This is a genomic window from Brevibacillus sp. (assembly GCF_003521185.1).
GTDB classification, from domain to species: Bacteria; Bacillota; Bacilli; order Brevibacillales; family Brevibacillaceae; genus Brevibacillus; species Brevibacillus parabrevis.
Window position 1 is genome coordinate 15,887 of sequence record NZ_DOTK01000002.1, and the last position, 18,420, is coordinate 34,306.

The window sequence follows — 18,420 nt, forward strand, 5'->3', positions numbered from 1 at the left end:
CCGATCACAAATGGTGTATGATGGGAGCATATCCTTTGAGGCGGATGTGATGTGATGTTGTTGCTGGAGCAAATTGTGGCGGTCATTACGGCAGGGAACCTGGTTTTGGCCGCTGTTCTCATCTTCATGGAGAGGCGCAACATTGCGGCTACCTGGGCTTGGCTGATGGTTCTCCTGTTTTTGCCGGGTATCGGGTTTCTCTTCTATTTGATTTTTGGGCAAAGACTGAGCAAGAAAAAGCTGTATCGGCTCCGCCAGGGAGAGTTCTCGCATTTTCGGGCGGCTGTCGACAAGCAGAAAAAGCTTCTGGAACAAGGCGAGCTGCAAGTGAACGATCTGGCGATGGAACGGCATCGGGACATGATTTTCATGAACGTGGTGAGCGACGGTGCTTACTATACGCAAGATAACGCTATTCAGGTGTTTGCCGAAGGGCACAGCTTGTTCGACCTTATGTTCAAGCAGATTGCAGAGGCAAAAGAGCACGTTCATTTGCTCTATTATATTTTCAATGATGATGAACTCGGAACACAGCTCGTGCAGCTGCTGACGAAGAAAGCGCGCGAAGGCGTAGAAGTCAGGCTGCTGTACGATGCAGTAGGGTCGGCAGGCGTCCCTTCGCGGTTTTTCCGGCCGCTGGTGGAAGCGGGCGGGGAGGTCGTCTCCTTTTTCCCTTCGTCGATCCCGTTCCTTAATTTCCGGGTCAACTTCCGCAATCACCGCAAGCTGACGATCATCGACGGGAAAAGCGGCTATATCGGCGGCTTCAACATCGGGGATGAATATTTGGGCAAGGACAAAAAGCTGGGGTATTGGCGAGACACCCACCTGCTAATCGAGGGGAAAGCCGTCTACATGCTTCAGGCCCGCTTTTTCCTGGACTGGAATTTGTCCGCTCCCAAGCGAATACAGGAGTCGTTTGCCTATTTCCCGGAAATGAATGAGCCACAAGGGACGATTGGTTGCCAGATCGTGTCCAGCGGGCCAAATTCGGAGAAACAGCAAATCAAGCACGCGTTTCTGAAAATGATCTACAAGGCGCGGAAAAAGATTTACTTGCAAACACCGTACTTCATTCCGGACGACAGCATGCTGACAGCGCTGAAGATGGCGGCGATGTCAGGAGTGGACGTGCGCGTGATGGTGCCAGGCAGGCCCGACCACCTGATGGTTTTCTGGGCGACCCACTCTTATTTGGGGGAGCTGTTGAAAAGCGGTGTCCGCTGCTATTTGTATGAAAAAGGCTTCATGCACGCCAAGACGATGGTGGTGGACACGCAGCTTTCTTCTGTAGGGACAGCGAATGTGGATATTCGCAGCTTCAAGCTGAATTTTGAGACGAACGTGTTCCTGTACGATTCGCAGATGGCCAAGCAACTGGAGGAGCTGTTCGAGGCTGATCTGGAGGATTGCCGGGAAATGACGATGGAAGAGTATTTGAACCGTCCGCTCCGTTCGCGGATGCAGGAATCATTGACACGGCTGTTGTCACCGATTTTATAACAAGAAAAAGGACCCGCTGGCCCTGTGAATCTTTTTCACGGGTTGGGGGTCCTTTCGTTTTTTGCGCGTCCCGGGCGTCACTCCCAGTTCAGCGAGGTACTTTAAGGCTTTTTCGCGCCTGTCAAATATTCCACAGCTTCATCCAGTTGTTTTTCAATCAAAATCGGATCGTAGCCAAGCCATCTGTCTACATCGACGATATACACATGATTGTTTTTCACAGCCGGGAGGTTTTTCCACAGGTTGCTGCTTTCGATTTCTTTCAAGTAGGAAGCGGCATCTTCGCCTGGGAACAGCATCAGGAAAATATGGTCGGCCGCATACTCTGGCAGCAGCTCCATGGAAATGTCTTTGGACCAGAAGTTAGGGTCTTTGTCCAGCTCGGCCTTGATCGGAGCGGGCGGCGTCAGTTGGAGCGAGTTGTACAGGACGTGCCCCATATTGCGCGCGCCGTACATTTTGATTACTTTTGCGCGGACGTTCAAGGCTGCGACTGTTTCGTTCTTGCCGATTTTGGCCTGCACCAGCTTGCGGGCTTCTTCGACTTTGGCGTTATGCTTGGCGATCCACTCTTCGCCCTCTTTTTGTCTTCCGAGGACGTCAGCAACTTGCTTCGTGTGGCCGATGAAGTCGGTTTTATCGAAATCGATTGCGACTACAGGAGCGATTTTTTGCAGCTTCTCAAAAACTTGCTGCTCTACCTCAGTGTCGGTCACAATCAGATCGGGCTGCATCTCCAAGATTTTTTCGAGATTGTAGGAATCGTAATCGCCTACCACTTCGATGCCTTTTACGAACGGGGCCATGTCAGCCCCTTCCATGTGACCTTGCACCGCGCCAATCGGTTTTATACCGAGGACGAGCATATTGCTCAAGTATTGCAAGGCAATGACGCGCTCTGGCTTGACTGGAATCGTTGCTTCGCCTTTTGCGTGCTTGATGACACGCGTCTCTTTTTTGGCAGGCTCAGAAGCAGGTGCTGGTGAAGCGGTTTGCTGCTCGGACTGGCTTGGAGCCGTTTGGGAGCATGCTGTCAAAAGAAGCAGGGCAAAGAGCATAATGCCGGACAGACACGCTTGTATGCGAGATCGTTTCATGAATACCCTCCTGAATGAAAATGATTCTCAACAACAAGCTTCATCTTACCGTGAACCGTTTGACTCATCCATGGAGGATATTCCGGTTTTCTTTGGACAATCCGGCGGTCAGGAAGTTTTCTGCTGCTCCAACAGCTGAATCGCTTCGTCCAATTGGGCGTCAAGCGACAGGGGATCATACGCGAACCAGACGGGGCCAAGCAGCACGACTTGTCCTTTTTGTACGGCAGGAATGCTTTGCCACTCTTTGCGCTGGGTCAGGGCTTGAAAATGAGCGCGCGACAGGTCGTCGTCAAAAATGTGGACGAACAGCCAATCGGCAGCGTAAGCGTTCAGTTGATGTTCCTGTACGGGAACGGCCCAAAAATTCGGATCGCGCTTGATGTTGTCTTGAATGATCGGGGGCGGCGTCAGCTTCAGCGATTTGTACAAGACGTGCCCCAGATTGCGAACGCCGTAAGCAAAGGTGTGCGCCGGACGGACATTCAGGATCGACACCGTCTCCTCTTTGCCGATGCGTGCGTCCACGTACCGCTTCGTTTTCTGCACTTTTTGCTCATGCTGCTTGAACCAGAGCAGCGCTTTGTCTTTTTGCCCGAACAGGTCGGCAATTTGCTGCAAATGACCAAAGACGTCGTCATCCGTCCAGGACAGTGCGCACGTAGGGGCAATCGAGGAGAAGGCCGCACAATCTTTTGGATAATCGGTCAAAATAAAGGACGGTTGCAGTGGCTTGATCAAATCCGGGCAAGCTTTGGACAGCGAAATGATATCTGACGCCTCTTGTAGCCGGAGCTGTTCCCGCATGTGAGAGACTTGGTCTTCCTGCGCCCCCACAGGCTTGATGCCAAGAGCCATCAAATACTCGGTGTACTGGAAAGTGACAGGGGCGATTTGCCGCTGACTCATTTTGACAAAGACAGTCGGAGAGACGCCAACCTGCTGCTTGAACCGTCTGCTGAAGTAAAATTCATCCTCGTATCCGACAAGCTGCGCTACCTCACGCAAACGCTTTTTCGAGTCCCACAACAGCTTTTTTGCCTGATCCATCCGATACCCGGTCAAGTATTCAATCGGGCTTTTTCCTACGTTCTTTTTGAATAGCTCCGTGTAGTAGCGAGGCGTAAGCCCGGCCTTGTTGGCCAGATCAGCCAGCGAGAGCGATTGTGCGTAATGTTCATGGATGTAGGAGAGAGTCTGGTCGATGGGTTGCGACGATTCCACGACTGCTTGCGCGGCAGGGGCCTCCCAGATCGTGAGCAACAGCTGCTGAAAACGAATCTGATTTTGCAACATATCCAGTGGATTCGCTGCCTCGTGCTTGTGCTCATGGTCGGCAAGCAAGGCGCGGGCCAGCTCCAGGCAGACGTGCAGAGACTGGACGTGATAGCTGTCGGCCGGAGGGTGCCACAGGCCATCCGGTGCATAGTTGTTTTGTTGCCTCATGTCTTGTTGCAGCGCGTCAAAAAAGAGGGCGAAAAAAGACAGAGAAGCATCACGCCCAGCTACGATGGAATCGGCAGCTTCCGGTGCGAAAAATCGTACACTCCCGGAAGACAGGGGCGGGGCACTAGCGGTGTCGTCGCTCTGCCAATATCCGCTGCCTTCCGTAATCATGAGCAAGGCGTGTTCCGGGCAGCCGGGAAGCGACCATGCTTGATTCGGAGGCAAAGCGATTTGCCGGATGCTTTTCAAGAGGAAAAAGGTTGTCGCTGCGTGGTTGTCGCCCATGATGACCTCTCATTTCAAATGGAATAGCGTGGAGTTAGCGGATTACGGTACAAGTGGCACAAGTTCGAACGACTCGGTGACGACGATGCTGCCTTTTACCGACTGTACCATCGGGCAGTTTTTGCTGGCGGCATCGACGGCCTTTTGCACTTTTTCTGCCTTCAAGTTTTCTCCGGTAATGATGAAGTGAAGGTGAATTTTTTCAACGCGGTTTGCTTCTGCTTCATTGCGTGTGACGTCTGCTGTGATTTTCATATCGGTGCAAGGCATGCGCATTTTGTCCAACACTTTGCGCAGGACGCCGCCACTGCAAACGGCAATGGAAGAAACGAGCAGCTGGTAAGGGCGAAAGCCGTACGCCTCATCGCCAGAGACGTGCAGATCGCCATATGATAAATGGGTGACGAACCCTTTTTCTTTTGCTTCAAAATTCATGTCCCGCTCTCCTTTGCGATAGCTTTTCTTCATTATAAAGAAAAAGTGGGGAGGGGGGCATAAAAAGCTGGTAATTATGTGTTGGTCGATTGCCGGTAATTTCGTGGCATAATAACCCGGTTTATCAAAATTTTCGACAAAACTATTCAAAAAACCATGGTAAAATTCGACAATAATAGAAGGATCTATTTTTTTGACAAGGGTGGAAAACAAAATATGAATAAAATAGAGTGGCTGCGCCAGATGGTTGTCGATCGGCCTGAAGATGCTCAGGCTCATTATTGGCTCGGGGTAGAATATGCCACAAATGGACTGAATGTAGACGCAATTGGTGCATTTTCGGCCGGGCTTGCTTGCTGTGGTGGAGATGATGAATTGCGAAAAAAACTGCTTCTGGAGCTTTCGCAAGTTACAACGCAGCTTCAAACGGCTTCCGCTTCAGTCGTCCTGAATGAGGGGATGGAGCCAAAAGAGCGGCAGCAGGCACCGAAAGCGAGCAACGATGGTGCTCATCAAGATGAGCAATGTGCAATTGAATCCTGCCAGGTTGAGAAAGAACATAACATGGAGGAGCCTGAGAATAAATGGGAAGACGAAAAAAACGATCAGGCCAGTTCTGATGTACGCTACTATGCGGCAAAAGCGCTTCCTGGTTTGAAGCTGTTAGATGGAGGGCAAGAAGAGCAAAGAGTAGCGTCTCCTGGACTTTCTACGATTACCTTTCAGGATGTAGCGGGGTTAAATGATCTGAAAAAAGTGATTCAGTTACGCATTATCAGTCCGTTTTTCAATCAGGGGCTATTCTCGAAATTCCGCAAAAGAATCGGTGGCGGCGTCCTGCTTTACGGGCCGCCCGGTTGTGGGAAAACGTTTATGGCCAGAGCGACAGCGGGCGAATGCAAGGCGACATTTCTTCCTGTGCATATTACCGATGTGATCGACCCGTACATAGGAGTAAGCGAGCAAAATTTGAAGGCATTGTTCGAAAAAGCTCGTGCTCACAAACCGAGCATCATGTTTTTCGATGAAATTGACATGGTCGGCTACAACCGCTCCAGAGCCTCCACCGATACCATGCGAGGGATTGTCGACACGCTCCTGACAGAAATGGAAGGCATTGATACAAGCACAGACCAGGTATTGATACTGGGAGCAACCAATTTGCCTTGGGATGTCGACAATGCATTAAAACGCCCGGGCAGGTTCGACCGAATGATTTTTGTTGCGCCACCGGATATGGAGGCGAGGAAACTTACTTTTGAAATCAAGCTTCAAGGAAGATATTCAAGCAAAATTGATGTGGAACGACTGGCGAAAGCCACTGAATTTTATTCAGGTGCAGACATTGAAAACGTAGTGGAAAGAGCTACGGAGCACGTATTGGAGAACATTCTTGAGACAGGGGTTGAGCGCCCGATTCAGATGAGGGATATGGAGCAGGCGTTGAGCGAAATTCGACCGACTACGCTGGAATGGTTGCGCACAGCCAAAAACTACGTCAAATACTCGAACCAAAGCGGTATTTACAATGAAGTCGAAGATTATCTCCGGCAATTCGGCAGATTGATTTGACGCTTTACATCGCAGTACCTTCAGACTGAGTTATCGGAAAAGGGAGAAAGCCATGGCGATATCAGAACAAGAGCGAACGATTTCAGCTATTATCAAATTAGCTAATCATTATTGGGATATGGGCAAGAACGAGGCTGCTTTGGAACAAGCCATGGAGGCATTGCGGATTGCCCCCGATCACTGCGATGCTTTACGCATTGCGGGCTGGAATTGCTACAATCTCAACCGTTATGAAGAGGCGCTTCAGTACGCTGCTCACTGGATTGAGCTTCAACCGGACGATTATTATGTGTATCGTTTGGCTGGCTTGATTTATCGGGATACCAAACGATATGACGATTCAGTTGAAGTGTTGAAGCACAGCGTCGAGCTTGATCCACAAGAGGCCATGTCTTATTATCATTTGGCTGTGTCCATATGCTATCAGGCGGAGAACAATTACGGTGATAGGATCATTCAATCAGTTGCAGGCACGGGATTCTGGAATAAAGGGTATAAAGCAGGGTTTGAGCAGGCACGGGAGCTTTTGCAGACAAGCATACAATTGAACCCGGAGTATGGTTGGAGCTATGCCCAGTTGGCATATGTTAACGGAACGCTGGGGTTTGTGGAAGAAGCAGAACGGAATTCCAAGGCAGCGCTTGAGATAGAACCGAGTAACCCGACTTTTCTAGCGAGACATGCCGATGTTCTTTACGATCTTGGGAAACTGGAAGAGGCAAAGCAAGCAGTTGATGCGGCACTGGAGATTGATCCAGAGTATCGTTTTGCAAGTGAGTTGCAGGAGACAATTTCCAAGAGCCAGGCGGATTATTTTGGATATCTTCACGGGATGAGTTTTAAAAGCGCTGTTTATGCAAAGCTTTACAGGGACCGTCCTGATATTTATTTAAGATCGATTCAGCTGATGCTGATGGCAAACCGATTTAGTCCAATTAAGGAACTCAAAAAGTATTTAAAGCTTGAACCTGATAATCTGGAAATGAACATGCATTATGGTCGATTGTTATATCTCGGAAGGAGGTACAAAAAGGCTGTTGCCCATTTTCAAAAGTGTGCCGAACGCTTCCCGGGGCAACCGCAAGTGGAAGACTGGCTGCAAAAAGCTTCTGAAGCGCCTGCAGGCTTCTCCCTGTTTAAACTCAAGTTAGGTTTTTGGATCAGGGCGATGCCTCCCCATATTGTTTACTTTTTCTGGCTGATATTGTTGAGGCCGATTGTGTTCATACTTTACTTTCTGCTAAAATCGCTAGATGTTCTTTTCCAAATGAGGAGAAAGCGTGTAAAGGGTCGCTTACTTAAAATAATAAGGGAAGGAGATCCTCTGTGGAACAGGCGAAATGGACGGTTGAGCTGACCTCTATATGTTTGAAATATTTCCAGGAAGCTGACAAACTGGTGTTGTCCGAAAACAACAAGCATCAAACCATGCGTATCTTTCGGATTCCAGCACATGAGAAGATTTTGGTTGCCCTCATCAATTCCTCGTTCGGTAGTGGCAAAGATGGACTTGTCGTTACTTGTTCTGCTGTATATAGAAAAAAGTGGTGGTCGCTCACGCGGTTTTCCTGGGACGAGTTGATTTCTTCGGATATTGCGGCTATCGACGCCAATACCGTTAGGCTGAAAGATAACATCATGGTTAAGGTCAAGAGGAAGTACAATGCTCATCTTGTCGCAGAGATGTTAAGGGAGATACAGGAAGCAGCGGGGAGACATTTTCAGAAGCCGCAGTTTGGACAGAAAGGATCAAGCAACACGCCAATTACTGTGCGCCGGGAAGGTATCAACTGCAATGATAAGGTAGACCTATTTTACATGCGGGATATATGCTTCCGGTATTATTGGTATCCACATTATTGGACAGGTGTGGACGTTCCGACCAAAAAGATGAAGCTTCTTTGCAACCATTTCGAAATTGATAACAATGAATGGGTTTACGGCATTGTCTATCCTAGCAAATTTGCATTGGGCAAGTACGGTATGGTGGTTCATTCTCAGGGGGTAAAGTGGCGTAATAGCGACAATGCCCCTGTTTGCTGGAACTGGTCTGAAGTCCTGCTTAACAAGGTGGAGAAACAGGGAGGCGCGATCCGTGCCGGAAATGCCCGGTTGTTGGAGGGAGCTGACAGCTATTTAGCAAAGGCTGTGCAATTGGTGAACAACATCCAGTTGTATCTGGAGGGGATCGTTACTGACGGCTGCCCTATTCGGTACGATTACGACACAGCGTATTCCAAGGTTCGAGCGATGCCGATTTCCAGCTCGGGGGAGGAAGCTTTGTGGCTTCCGGTTGAAAATGGTATGCCGTTGCCGATGCTGCGTACGAATGAGCTGAAATGGGCAATCGAGACGGGGCAGGTCGATTGGCAGCAACTGAGTGTGTGGACGAGAGGCATGCCCGGTTGGCTTGCGGTGGAGAGCGTGGAGCAGTTCAAAGAAACGGTGGGAGACAAAGTCTAAAGGTAGCCTCTTGTCTTGCCGTCCCTTTTTTCCTGAAAACAAAGGCCCTTACGCGACAGCCATGCTTCATGCCTCGCCGTAAGAGCCTTTTTTCTATTGATGTGTTAGTTACTCGCTTGCCCGCCCATTCCGCAACAAGGACTGAATGCATTTCGGCAGCATGTCTTTCAATGTGTCGAACGCATAATCAACGTCCAGGCGCTCCGTCCATTGGTGCGCGTCGCGGCCGACGGGGCCGAGGTTCATGACAGGGACGTCGAAGGCTTCCAGCTCCTGGAGCGGAATCGAGTAGCCGTTGTCCCACAGCGGCATGTTGGCGACCAGCGGCTGCATCGACGCGGCCGGGTATTGCAGGCCGACGTAGCTGAGGTCGGAGATTCCGCCGAAGTAGTTTTGCTTGAGCAAGGTCACTTGATGCTGTTCGCGCGCGTATGCTTCCATCTCTGCGACCGTTTGCTGGATCAACGGATGGTTGCGCGAGCTGACGGCCGGGTAGAAAGGTGGGGCAAAGAACAAAATCATCATCGGGGACAGCTCTTTGCACAAAATCGCCAGCTGATCGACCAGCTCGATTGTCGTGTCGCGGTCGTCCTTGTCTTGGCGGTTAGCGATGACATCTGCCTCCAGCTGGCGCAGCTTGTCTTCTCCGTGCGTTTTCAAGGCGTAGGCGTACAGCTCCTCATAGGTCATCACAGAGATCGTCAGGTCGCGCGGGCTGAACGGAGCGAAATTGGCGAACTGGCTGGCGTGGCGAAGGTAGTTTTCGCGGATGCGTTCCGCTACATTGCGGGCTGCGCCAAGCAGCGGCTCCACGACTTCCTCCATTTGTTTTTCCAGCAGGAACAGGTTGAAGAGCGTCACGGCACGATGCGGGATTTGCACCGAGTATTCTTTTTTCAAATCTTTCTGGATCAGGTTGGTAGGCGGCGGAGAAGCTTCGCCGTCCACGACTTCGCAAAAAGAAGTGTTCAGCTCCAGCTCGCACGTAATTTGCGATGCCATGTAGTTCCCGTTCAACCCGGCAAAAGGCTCGCCTACATGCGTTTCTTTTCCGTAGCAGAGGAAGCCTGGCAGGACCTTTCCGATGGAGCCTGTGTACACGTAGGTGTTCTGGTCGCCCGGATAGCGGGTGAACATCGGCTCGGAGTTAAGCACGGTCGTGTAGTGCAAATCAAACTGTTGGGCAATTTCCAAAAGACGAGGAACAGCTGCCCGCATGCCGACGGAGTTTACTTCTTCGTCCGGAACCGTCAGCAAGAGGATGTTGCCGTCAAACTCGCCCGCGCAAGCTTGCTCGATCATGGACATGTGCAGGGTCAAGCCGCATTTCATGTCCATCGTCCCGCGTCCGAACAGCCAGTTGCCGGAACGCAAGTCTTGCTGCACATCGGCAGGCATGTCCGCCTGGTTTTGCTGAAACAGCGGAGTGAGCGTCTTCGGATCAAAGGCATGCTTCATCCAGCCGCCGTAATCCTCCACATCGACTACATCGAAGTGGCTTACCAAAATGACGGTGTCGCGAACGCCCGGTTTTTTGACGAGCGCCGTGACAAAATGACGTCCATCCTCGGTCGGATTGGCCTGAACGTGGTCGGGATTCGCCTGGTAGTAAGGCAATGAACGCAGTTGCTCGACGATGTAGCCAGGCAATTCTTTCTCAGCAGGCGATCCGGTAATGCTCGGGATGTTCACCAAATTGCACAGAAGATCGACGAGTTGCTCTTTTGTTTGCCATTTTTGCATGGGGTATGCCTCCGTTTTCCGTATAGTGAAAACCATTTCCGTTTAGTGGGCAAAAAAATTACGGAGTTGCTCCGATTCTTTTGGAAATTTCCTTGGCGCTTTGCTTGGCGCGATCGATCAAGGTAGCCAATAGCTCCTCTGTGATCCGATAAGTGGGAACACCGATGCTCAGGGCGCCGACCACTCGCTGGTTATAGCCGATAATGGGGGCGGCGATGGAGGCGGTTCCTTCCGTTTTCTCCCCGTAGCTGACAGCGTAACCATTTTCGCGGATGGCGGGGAGCTGCTTCATAAATTCACGCTGCTGCTCAGGATCAGGAATCAGTGCCATGACGGTTCGTTCCGCTTCCCGAGGCTCCATGTTCGCCAAAATCGTTTTGTTGGCCGCGCCGATGTGCAGCGGGATGCGCTCTCCCAGATTGTCGATGCTTCTGACAGTCATGGAGCTTTCCACCCGTTCGAGCACGATAGCGTCATGCCCATCTGGAATATTCAGGTAGACCGACTCGCGCACATCTGCCGCCAACTGCTCCATAACGGTTCGGGCGACTGCCCGCATGTCGATTTTGTCCAGGATGCGCAGACCGATTTCCATCCAGGTGATGCCAAGCTTGTACTGCTTGGTTTCCGGGATCTGCTGAATCAGCCCGTACTTCATGAGACTGCTGATCAGGCGGTGGACTGTACTGATGGGGAGAGATGTCTTCTCTGCGATTTCTGAGATAGACCAGTGCGTCTTGCTTTCGTCAGATGTCAGGACCAAGATGATGCTCATCGCCCGGTCAATCGATTGTACCAAGTTGTTTCCCTCCTGGCTTTCGTTTTGCGAATGACGATTTGTCAGATGCTTCGCCAGCTTTTTATGAGATCAATCTATCAGAATTATTCGGACGAATCAACATCATTTCATGCAGACAAAAATTCATTGACAAAAAATTTAAAACTATTTTACATTAGGAGTGTAATTTTGTATTGTAGAAGCCGTTCCACAATACGGAATAATCAACAGTAAAACGAAGCGATGCATCATCGCCGCTGAAACATTTGTTCCACTGACGAGATTTCAAAACAGAAGGGAGATTTTATCATGAAATTTTCTCGTGCGATTGTAAGAAAACCGGGGCAGAGCTACGTGAACGGTCTGACGACTTCCGATCTGGGAAAGCCGGATTTCGCTCTTGCTTTGGAGCAGCATGCTGCTTATGTAGAGGCGCTGAAGCAAGCGGGTCTGGAAGTGACCGTTTTGGAAGCGGACGAGCGTTTCCCGGATTCCACTTTCGTAGAAGATACAGCGGTTCTGACCGAAAAGTGCGCGGTCATCACCAACCCTGGCGCGGACAGCCGCAACGGTGAGATTGAGGACATGAAACAAGTGCTCCCGCGTTTCTATGACACGATTGAATACATTCAGGCTCCGGGCTTCCTTGACGGCGGAGATGTCATGCAGGTAGAAAATCATTTCTATGTGGGCCTGTCCACGCGTACGAACGAGGAAGGCGCGATTCAGTTCCGGGAAATCCTCTCCAAATACGGCTATGAGGTTACAATCGTTCCGCTGAAGGAGTTTTTCCACCTGAAAACGGGCATTGCTTACCTGGGTAACGACACGCTCGTACTCGCAGGCGAATTTATCGACTCCGAAGTGTTCAAAGACTACAAGCATCTGGTAGTGGAAAAAGAAGTGGAGTATTCCGCCAACTGCATCCACATCAATGACCATGTAATCATTCCAAAAGGCTTCGACAGCACGAAAAAACAGATCACGGATGCTGGCTACCAAGTAATCGAGCTGGATATGTCCGAGTTCCGCAAGCAAGATGGAGGATTGAGCTGCCTGTCCCTGCGCTTCTAACGCAGGCAGTTCCTTCCCGGCTTACTTTTTACACATCTATTTTCCACTCACGAGCTGGGGAAAGAGAGGGATTATATGAACGCTGGGAATGACAAGGACAAACAACTGCAACGCTCGATGAAAAGCCGCCATCTTTTTATGCTGTCGCTTGGCGGAGTAATCGGAACGGGGCTTTTTCTGAATGCCGGGTATACGATCAATCAGGCGGGGCCGGGCGGAGCGCTCGTCGCGTTTGTCGTCGGGGGCATTCTGCTGTACCTGGTGATGACCTGCCTGGGTGAGCTTTCCGTGAAAATGCCCGTAACAGGTTCTTTTCAAACGTATGCGACGAAGTACATTGGCCCGGCAAGCGGCTTTACACTCGGATGGATGTACTGGCTCGGTTCAGCGACGACGGCTGGCGTGGAGTTTACTGCGGCCGGCATGGTTATGCAGCGATGGTTCCCGGATACGCCGATCTGGATTTGGTGCGCGCTCTTTATCCTTTTGCTCTTTACCTTCAACGCTCTGACGACCAAAGGATTCGCGGAAACGGAATACTGGTTTGCGGGCATCAAAGTGTTGGCCGTTCTTATCTTCATTATTGTCGGACTAGGTGCTATTTTCGGTATAGTCAGTATAGAGGGCAGGGAAGCTCCGTTCTTCTCCAACTTTTCCGCGGATGGCGGGCTGTTTCCGTTCGGGTTTGCGATTGTCTTCGTCACGATGATGAACGTCGTGTTTTCGTATCAAGGCTCGGAACTGATCGGGATCGCTGCCGGAGAAACGGAAAATCCGCACAAAAACATCCCGCGGGCCATCCGCAATGTCGTTTTCCGCATTTTGGTGTTCTATGTGGCTTCGGTCATGATTTTGTCCGCTCTTTTCCCATCCAGCGAGCTGGGGTTGCTGGAAAGCCCGTTCGTGACCGTATTTGATTCGGTAGGCATTCCGTTTGCGGCGGATATTATGAACTTCGTCATTTTGACAGCGCTTTTATCTGTCGGAAACTCTTGCCTGTACGCCGCTACCCGTTTGCTCTGGGCATTGTCGCACAGCGGGATGGCGCATCCGGCATTCGGCAAGCTGACCAAGCGGAGCGTTCCACTGAACAGCTTGCTTGCGACTCTGGCCTTCTCGCTTTTGTCGCTTCTGACCAGCGTGATCGCGGCTGATACCGTGTACGTTTTGCTGATGTCTGTTTCCGGGATCGCGGTCACGTTTACCTGGATGGGCATTGCCCTGTCCCAATTCAACTTCCGCCGGAAATATTTGCAGGAAGGCGGCAAGCTTGAAGACTTGCAGTTTGTGGCGCCGTTTTACCCGGTGATGCCGCTGTTGTGTCTGGCTTTGTGCACGTTCATCCTCATCTTCCCGGCGTTTGATCCGACGCAGCGGGTAGGGTTGTTTTACGGGATCGGCGCTTTGGCGCTGTTCTATCTCTACTACTATTTGCGCTATGGCCGCAACAAGAAAATCAAGCCGGATATTCCGACCCAAGGCTAGACGATCGGTCAAAATGAAATGCCCCTGCCAGTTGCCGTGGCGGGGCATTTTTGCGTGTCGTGTCAGGTATGGCTGGTTCTTTGGGTCAGATTCAGGTCAGCCCAAACAGTTCAGACAAATACGGATTGACGAACATGCCGTCAGGATCAAGCTGAGCGCGGATCGCGAGGAAGTCGGGCAGGCGCGGGTACAACTGATGCAGATGTTCTGCCGTCATGTTGTGCATTTTTCCCCAATGCGGGCGACCGCCAAAGCGGCGGAAAATTTGCTCCATGCGCGAAAAGTACGCTTCATATGGCATGCCTTTGTACATGTGCACGGCGATAAAGGCGCTGTCTCGTTCGTAAGCGGGACTGAGCCAAATATCGTCCTGTTTCACGTAGCGGCATTCCAGCGGAAAGTGCACGGCAAAGCGTTCTTGCTCGATGGCTTGCCGCATTTCCTTGATGGCTTCGCCCATATGCTCGGCGGGAATGCAATACTCCATCTCGTAAAAACGGACCAGACGCGGCGTGGCAAACAGCTCGTGGCTATAGCCGCTTTCGTTGACGTTCGGGACGCTTTGCGCCGACAGCTTGCTCACGGATTGGGTAAGTGTCGGGCGCAGACGGCAGCTCTCCGAAAGCAGCCAGAACAGACCGTTTTCCACCACCATTTTTTTCATGTAGCTCCATTGCTGATTCGCACTGGATGGCTCAGAGGTTTCATTCATGAATTTGACCTGGACGGTATCGGAGTACGGGAAGGTGTAAAATTCGAAATGACGGTGCGATTGCTTGAATGTATCGAGGGAAGACAAGCATTCATCAAGCGGCATGCGATGGCTTTGGTAGCGAAGGCGGTAAGCAGGCAGGACGCGAAGTTTGACTCGAACGATGATGCCGAGCAATCCAAGGGAGACTTGCATCGCTTTGAACAGATCGGGATGTGACTGCTCTGACACCTCCAGCACTTCGCCTGATGCGGTAACGACCGTCAATCCGACGACTTGTGTCGAGACGCTTCCGAATTGAATGCCCGTGCCATGCGTTCCGGTGCTGACGGCACCTGCGATGGACTGGGCGTTGATATCGCCGAGATTTTCCTGGGAATAGCCCGCCTGATGGAGCAGCGCGCCAAGCGTCTTGAGCTTCGTTCCCGCCCAGACTTCCACGGTTTGCTGCTCTTGGTCGACGTGGACGATTCCTTGCAAGCGATCCAGGGAAAGCAGGCATTCCTCGGTCTGGACGAGTCTGGTAAAAGAATGCCCGGAACCAACGACGCGGATGCGCGTTCCGTCAGCTTTGCAGGCGCGGACGACGGAGATGACCTCATCCAAAGATTGCGGCATGGCAATGTGCCGCGGCTGGCTCTGAACGTTTCCTGTCCAGTTGCTCCAGCGGTTTGTTTTTTTGCTTACAGTGAGCATAGTCCATCCCCCCGGTATGTCGTCACTTCATCAACAACGTTTCCTCCTGAGACACAATAGAGCCGCGAAAAGCGCTCGCACAGCTCGCCCGCTTTGGCATGGCGAAAGAAGACGGGGTCACCCAATTCCAATGTTTCCAACCCGCGATACTGGATGGGGGTTTGCACTTCTCCGGCGCCTTCGTTGGAAATGAGCCGGACACCTTGCGGCAAGTACGGTTTGGGCAATCGGTCCGCTCCGGCTGAACCGGAAGCGATATAGCCGCCGCCTGCGCAAGTGTAAATATGCTCGGTCGGCTTGCGGATGATTTCCAGGGCAAAGCCGGCTGCTGGCTGGAAATGAAAGTCCTGATAGTAATCAAAAAGTCCGGGAGAAAAGAAGCCGGAGCCAGCCGTGAGTTCTGTAACGGCGTCTTCTTTTCCCGTATGGTGCAAGCTTCCTGTCCCTCCGCCGTTGACGAAGCGCAGCGAGATTCCCATTGCCGTAAGTGCCTTCATCAGTTCCGCTCTGCGATGTGCCACCTCCTTTACCGATCGTTGTTTCAGCAGTCGAATCAGGCTGTTCTTCATAAATCGCCGGGGATAGCGGTCGCCGACGCCTGCAATTTGCGCTTCGTAGCCCATGATTCCGTCCAGGCGGAGATGCTTGGAGGAAGCGACGCGGGAAGCAAGCGCAACGGCGGACTCCAGAGAACGCAGAGGAGAGCGCCAAACGCCGAAATGCAAGCCCAACATATCGGACGACATGTCTATATCCAGGCAGACGGGAAAAATCACGTCTTGCTCGCGGGCGATTTGTTCCAGATGTTCCACATGGGAGACGGAATCGATCATCAAAGTGATGGTACGGCCTTGCCTGATCTGTTCGCCAAGGGCGAGCAGCCAGCTTTTTTCCCAGACGGGATACCCCAGCAGCAAATCGTCAAAGCCTGCCGCGCACAAATGGAGCGCTTCGGGAGCCGAGAAGCACATAAGCCCGGAAAAGCAGTCATCGAACTGCAACAGATGCTTGAGAAGGGCGACACTGCGGATTGACTTGCTGGCAATCCGAATCGGCTTTCTATTGCTTTGCAAAGCGATCTGCTCGGCATTTTGCTCCAAAAGGTCCAGGTCGACGAAAGCGAATGGCTTTGGAATCCCTGCAAAGGCAGACTGGTAATAACGATAATCCCGCATGGGCAAGCCCCATCCTTTTTGTATGAGTGTAGTAATACGAAAATATTTCTTAAAATTCTACATATTCTATCTTTTTATGTCGTTTCCTTCCAACTTTTTTGGGGGAGTTCCTTGGAAATTACGAACGTTCGGATATAATGTTCGGTTTTTGCTGAATGTAACCGTTTCAAACAAGCTGTTTTCATGTTAAAAAATTGTAAACACGAATAAATGGGTGATCGTATATTGACTTGATTCAGATTATGCGCTACTATACATATGGTTGTTAGCAAGATGAACTGGCTTGATGAATCCTTAATAAATTCGTATATCCTCGAAAATATGGTTTGAGGGTCTCTACAGGGAACCGTAAATTCCCGGCTACGAATGAGGTTGTTTTTTGACATACCTTATTCGTCGGCCGGGAATTTTTTGTGTTGTCTTCCATACAACAACTCAGGGGAGACTGCGCAAGAGTGACTCATGCTTGATAAAAACCAAGTATTCAAACGTGTTTACAGGGAGGAATTGCAGATGAAAAAATACGATGCCATTGTAGTAGGAGCAGGACCAGCCGGAATTTTTACATGCTATGAACTGACGCGAAAAGCGCCGAATGCGAAGGTGCTGCTCATAGATAAAGGCCACGATATTTACAGCAGACGCTGCCCGATTTTGGAAGAGAAAATCAAGCTCTGCCCGCCTCCTGCCGGGAAAAAGGATTACGCAGGCTGTCTTCCGGCCTGTTCGATCACCAGCGGGTTTGGTGGAGCAGGCGCTTACAGTGACGGCAAATTCAACATTACGACGGAGTTCGGCGGATGGATGACGGATTACCTCAATCCTTCGACTGTGCTCGGCTTGATCAAATACGTAGACGAAATCAATCTGGAGCACGGCGCGACCGAGACGATTACCGATCCGACGACAGAGACGATCAAAAGCATTGAACAGCGCGGATATGCGGCAGGGCTCAAGCTGTTGCGCGCTCAGGTTCGCCATTTGGGCACAGAGCAAAACCTGGAGATTTTGCAGTCGATTTTTGAATACTTGAAGGAACGGATCGACATGATGTTCAAGACAGAGGTCGAGGATATTTTGACGGTCAAGGAAGACGGAGCCCATCGGGTCAAAGGGGTTGTCCTGAAAAACGGGGAAGAATACGAAAGCGATTTTGTCGTGATCGGCCCTGGACGGGACGGTTCCGCCTGGCTGACCAGCATTTTGAAAAAACGCCGCCTGAAAATGTACAACAATCAGGTGGACGTCGGGGTGCGCGTAGAGACATCAGATGTCGTGATGCGCGAGATCAACGAGCATCTGTACGAGGGCAAATTCATTTTCAACACGTCTGTCGGCACACGGGTTCGCACGTTTTGCAGCAATCCGTCCGGGCACGTGGTCGTGGAAAACCACAGCGGGGTGATGGCGGCAAATGGTCACTCCTACAAGGACCCGGCTCTCGGCTCGCCGAATACGAACTTCGCGCTGCTCGTATCCCACACGTTTACAGAGCCTTTTGACAAGCCGAATGAATACGCGCGGGAAATATGCAAACGGGCAAACGATTTGTCCAACGGCGGCGTCATCGTGCAAAAGTACGGCGATATTTTGCGGGCGCGCCGCTCGACTGAAGCGCGGATCAGGGAAGGCTTCCTGGAGCCGACCTTGAAGGAAGCGGTACCGGGCGACCTGGGACTGGTCTTGCCGTACAACACGATGAAAAGCTTGATCGAAATGGTAGAGGCGCTCGACAAGGTTACGCCGGGAATCGCCTCGGAGCACACGCTGTTTTACGGGGTGGAGGCGAAATTTTACTCGGCTCGTCCGAAGCTTACAGAGGAGTTTGAAACAGAGATCAAAGGACTGTTCTGCGGTGGCGACGGCGCGGGAATCACACGCGGCTTGGCGCAGGCGGGAGCGGCAGGCGTCTGGATGGCGCGCAGCATGGTCAAACGGATGAGCTAATAAAAGAAG

14 protein-coding genes and 1 riboswitch are annotated in these 18,420 nt (G+C 51.3%); of the genes, 7 read left to right on the plus strand and 7 right to left on the minus strand.

Annotation, left to right across the window (positions count from 1 at the left end):
• Positions 1 to 54: 54 nt before the first annotated feature.
• The gene (gene cls, locus DEP07_RS00225) at positions 55 to 1,503 is read left to right on the plus strand and encodes a cardiolipin synthase (RefSeq protein ID WP_122962495.1); all 1,449 of its coding nucleotides are present in this window, start codon (positions 55 to 57) and stop codon (positions 1,501 to 1,503) included.
• A gap of 101 nt (positions 1,504 to 1,604) precedes the next feature.
• On the opposite strand, the gene DEP07_RS00230 is transcribed toward cls, so the two are convergent.
• From DEP07_RS00230 to DEP07_RS00240, 3 genes are all read right to left on the minus strand, one after another.
• The gene (locus tag DEP07_RS00230) at positions 1,605 to 2,600 is read right to left on the minus strand and encodes an ABC transporter substrate-binding protein (RefSeq protein ID WP_173599539.1); all 996 of its coding nucleotides are present in this window, start codon (positions 2,598 to 2,600) and stop codon (positions 1,605 to 1,607) included.
• Positions 2,601 to 2,708: 108 nt separating this feature from the next.
• Entirely contained in the window at positions 2,709 to 4,331 is a 1,623-nt protein-coding gene (locus DEP07_RS00235; RefSeq protein WP_353772855.1) for an AraC family transcriptional regulator, read from the minus strand.
• A gap of 42 nt (positions 4,332 to 4,373) precedes the next feature.
• Positions 4,374 to 4,766, minus strand: a complete 393-nt coding sequence (locus DEP07_RS00240) for an OsmC family protein (protein ID WP_217022084.1) — start codon at positions 4,764 to 4,766, stop codon at positions 4,374 to 4,376.
• 156 nt (positions 4,767 to 4,922) lie between these two features.
• Here DEP07_RS00240 and DEP07_RS00245 point away from each other — a divergent pair, with 156 nt between their 5' ends.
• Genes DEP07_RS00245 through DEP07_RS00255 form a run of 3 tightly spaced genes read left to right on the plus strand, consistent with a single transcriptional unit; the run spans position 4,923 to position 8,801 of the window.
• The gene (locus tag DEP07_RS00245) at positions 4,923 to 6,338 is read left to right on the plus strand and encodes an ATP-binding protein (RefSeq protein ID WP_353772856.1); all 1,416 of its coding nucleotides are present in this window, start codon (positions 4,923 to 4,925) and stop codon (positions 6,336 to 6,338) included.
• A 52-nt stretch (positions 6,339 to 6,390) separates the two neighbouring features.
• Complete coding sequence (locus tag DEP07_RS00250) at positions 6,391 to 7,695, plus strand: tetratricopeptide repeat protein (protein ID WP_242773739.1); 1,305 nt, start codon at positions 6,391 to 6,393, stop codon at positions 7,693 to 7,695.
• Positions 7,665 to 8,801 carry a hypothetical protein gene (locus tag DEP07_RS00255; protein ID WP_287101959.1) on the plus strand — a complete coding sequence of 379 codons (1,137 nt, stop codon included), beginning with the start codon at positions 7,665 to 7,667 and terminating at the stop codon, positions 8,799 to 8,801. Before DEP07_RS00250 ends, DEP07_RS00255 begins: the two co-directional genes overlap by 31 nt.
• A 108-nt stretch (positions 8,802 to 8,909) precedes the next feature.
• Here DEP07_RS00255 and DEP07_RS00260 read toward each other — a convergent pair whose 3' ends face one another.
• Positions 8,910 to 10,544, minus strand: a complete 1,635-nt coding sequence (locus DEP07_RS00260; protein WP_217022085.1) for a M20/M25/M40 family metallo-hydrolase — start codon at positions 10,542 to 10,544, stop codon at positions 8,910 to 8,912.
• Positions 10,545 to 10,602: 58 nt separating this feature from the next.
• Positions 10,603 to 11,343, minus strand: coding sequence for an IclR family transcriptional regulator (locus DEP07_RS00265; RefSeq protein WP_122962499.1), 741 nt, complete (start codon positions 11,341 to 11,343; stop codon positions 10,603 to 10,605).
• Positions 11,344 to 11,631: 288 nt separating this feature from the next.
• Here DEP07_RS00265 and DEP07_RS00270 point away from each other — a divergent pair, with 288 nt between their 5' ends.
• On the plus strand, positions 11,632 to 12,396 hold the full coding sequence (locus tag DEP07_RS00270; RefSeq protein ID WP_063228884.1) for a dimethylarginine dimethylaminohydrolase family protein: 765 nt from the start codon (positions 11,632 to 11,634) through the stop codon (positions 12,394 to 12,396).
• A 75-nt stretch (positions 12,397 to 12,471) separates the two neighbouring features.
• Entirely contained in the window at positions 12,472 to 13,881 is a 1,410-nt protein-coding gene (locus tag DEP07_RS00275; protein ID WP_173599074.1) for an amino acid permease, read from the plus strand.
• A gap of 91 nt (positions 13,882 to 13,972) precedes the next feature.
• On the opposite strand, the gene DEP07_RS00280 is transcribed toward DEP07_RS00275, so the two are convergent.
• Together DEP07_RS00280 and DEP07_RS00285 are read right to left on the minus strand one after the other, a co-directional pair.
• Entirely contained in the window at positions 13,973 to 15,289 is a 1,317-nt protein-coding gene (locus tag DEP07_RS00280; RefSeq protein ID WP_173599073.1) for a D-arabinono-1,4-lactone oxidase, read from the minus strand.
• Positions 15,277 to 16,464: an amino acid deaminase/aldolase gene (locus DEP07_RS00285; protein WP_122962502.1), complete on the minus strand. Its 1,188-nt coding sequence runs from the start codon at positions 16,462 to 16,464 to the stop codon at positions 15,277 to 15,279. Before DEP07_RS00285 ends, DEP07_RS00280 begins: the two co-directional genes overlap by 13 nt.
• Before the next feature lie 283 nt (positions 16,465 to 16,747).
• Positions 16,748 to 16,847, plus strand: a riboswitch (purine riboswitch).
• 130 nt (positions 16,848 to 16,977) lie between these two features.
• Between DEP07_RS00285 and DEP07_RS00290 the strand changes: the two genes are divergently transcribed.
• Positions 16,978 to 18,411: an NAD(P)/FAD-dependent oxidoreductase gene (locus tag DEP07_RS00290; RefSeq protein ID WP_173596325.1), complete on the plus strand. Its 1,434-nt coding sequence runs from the start codon at positions 16,978 to 16,980 to the stop codon at positions 18,409 to 18,411.
• Positions 18,412 to 18,420 lie beyond the last annotated feature (9 nt).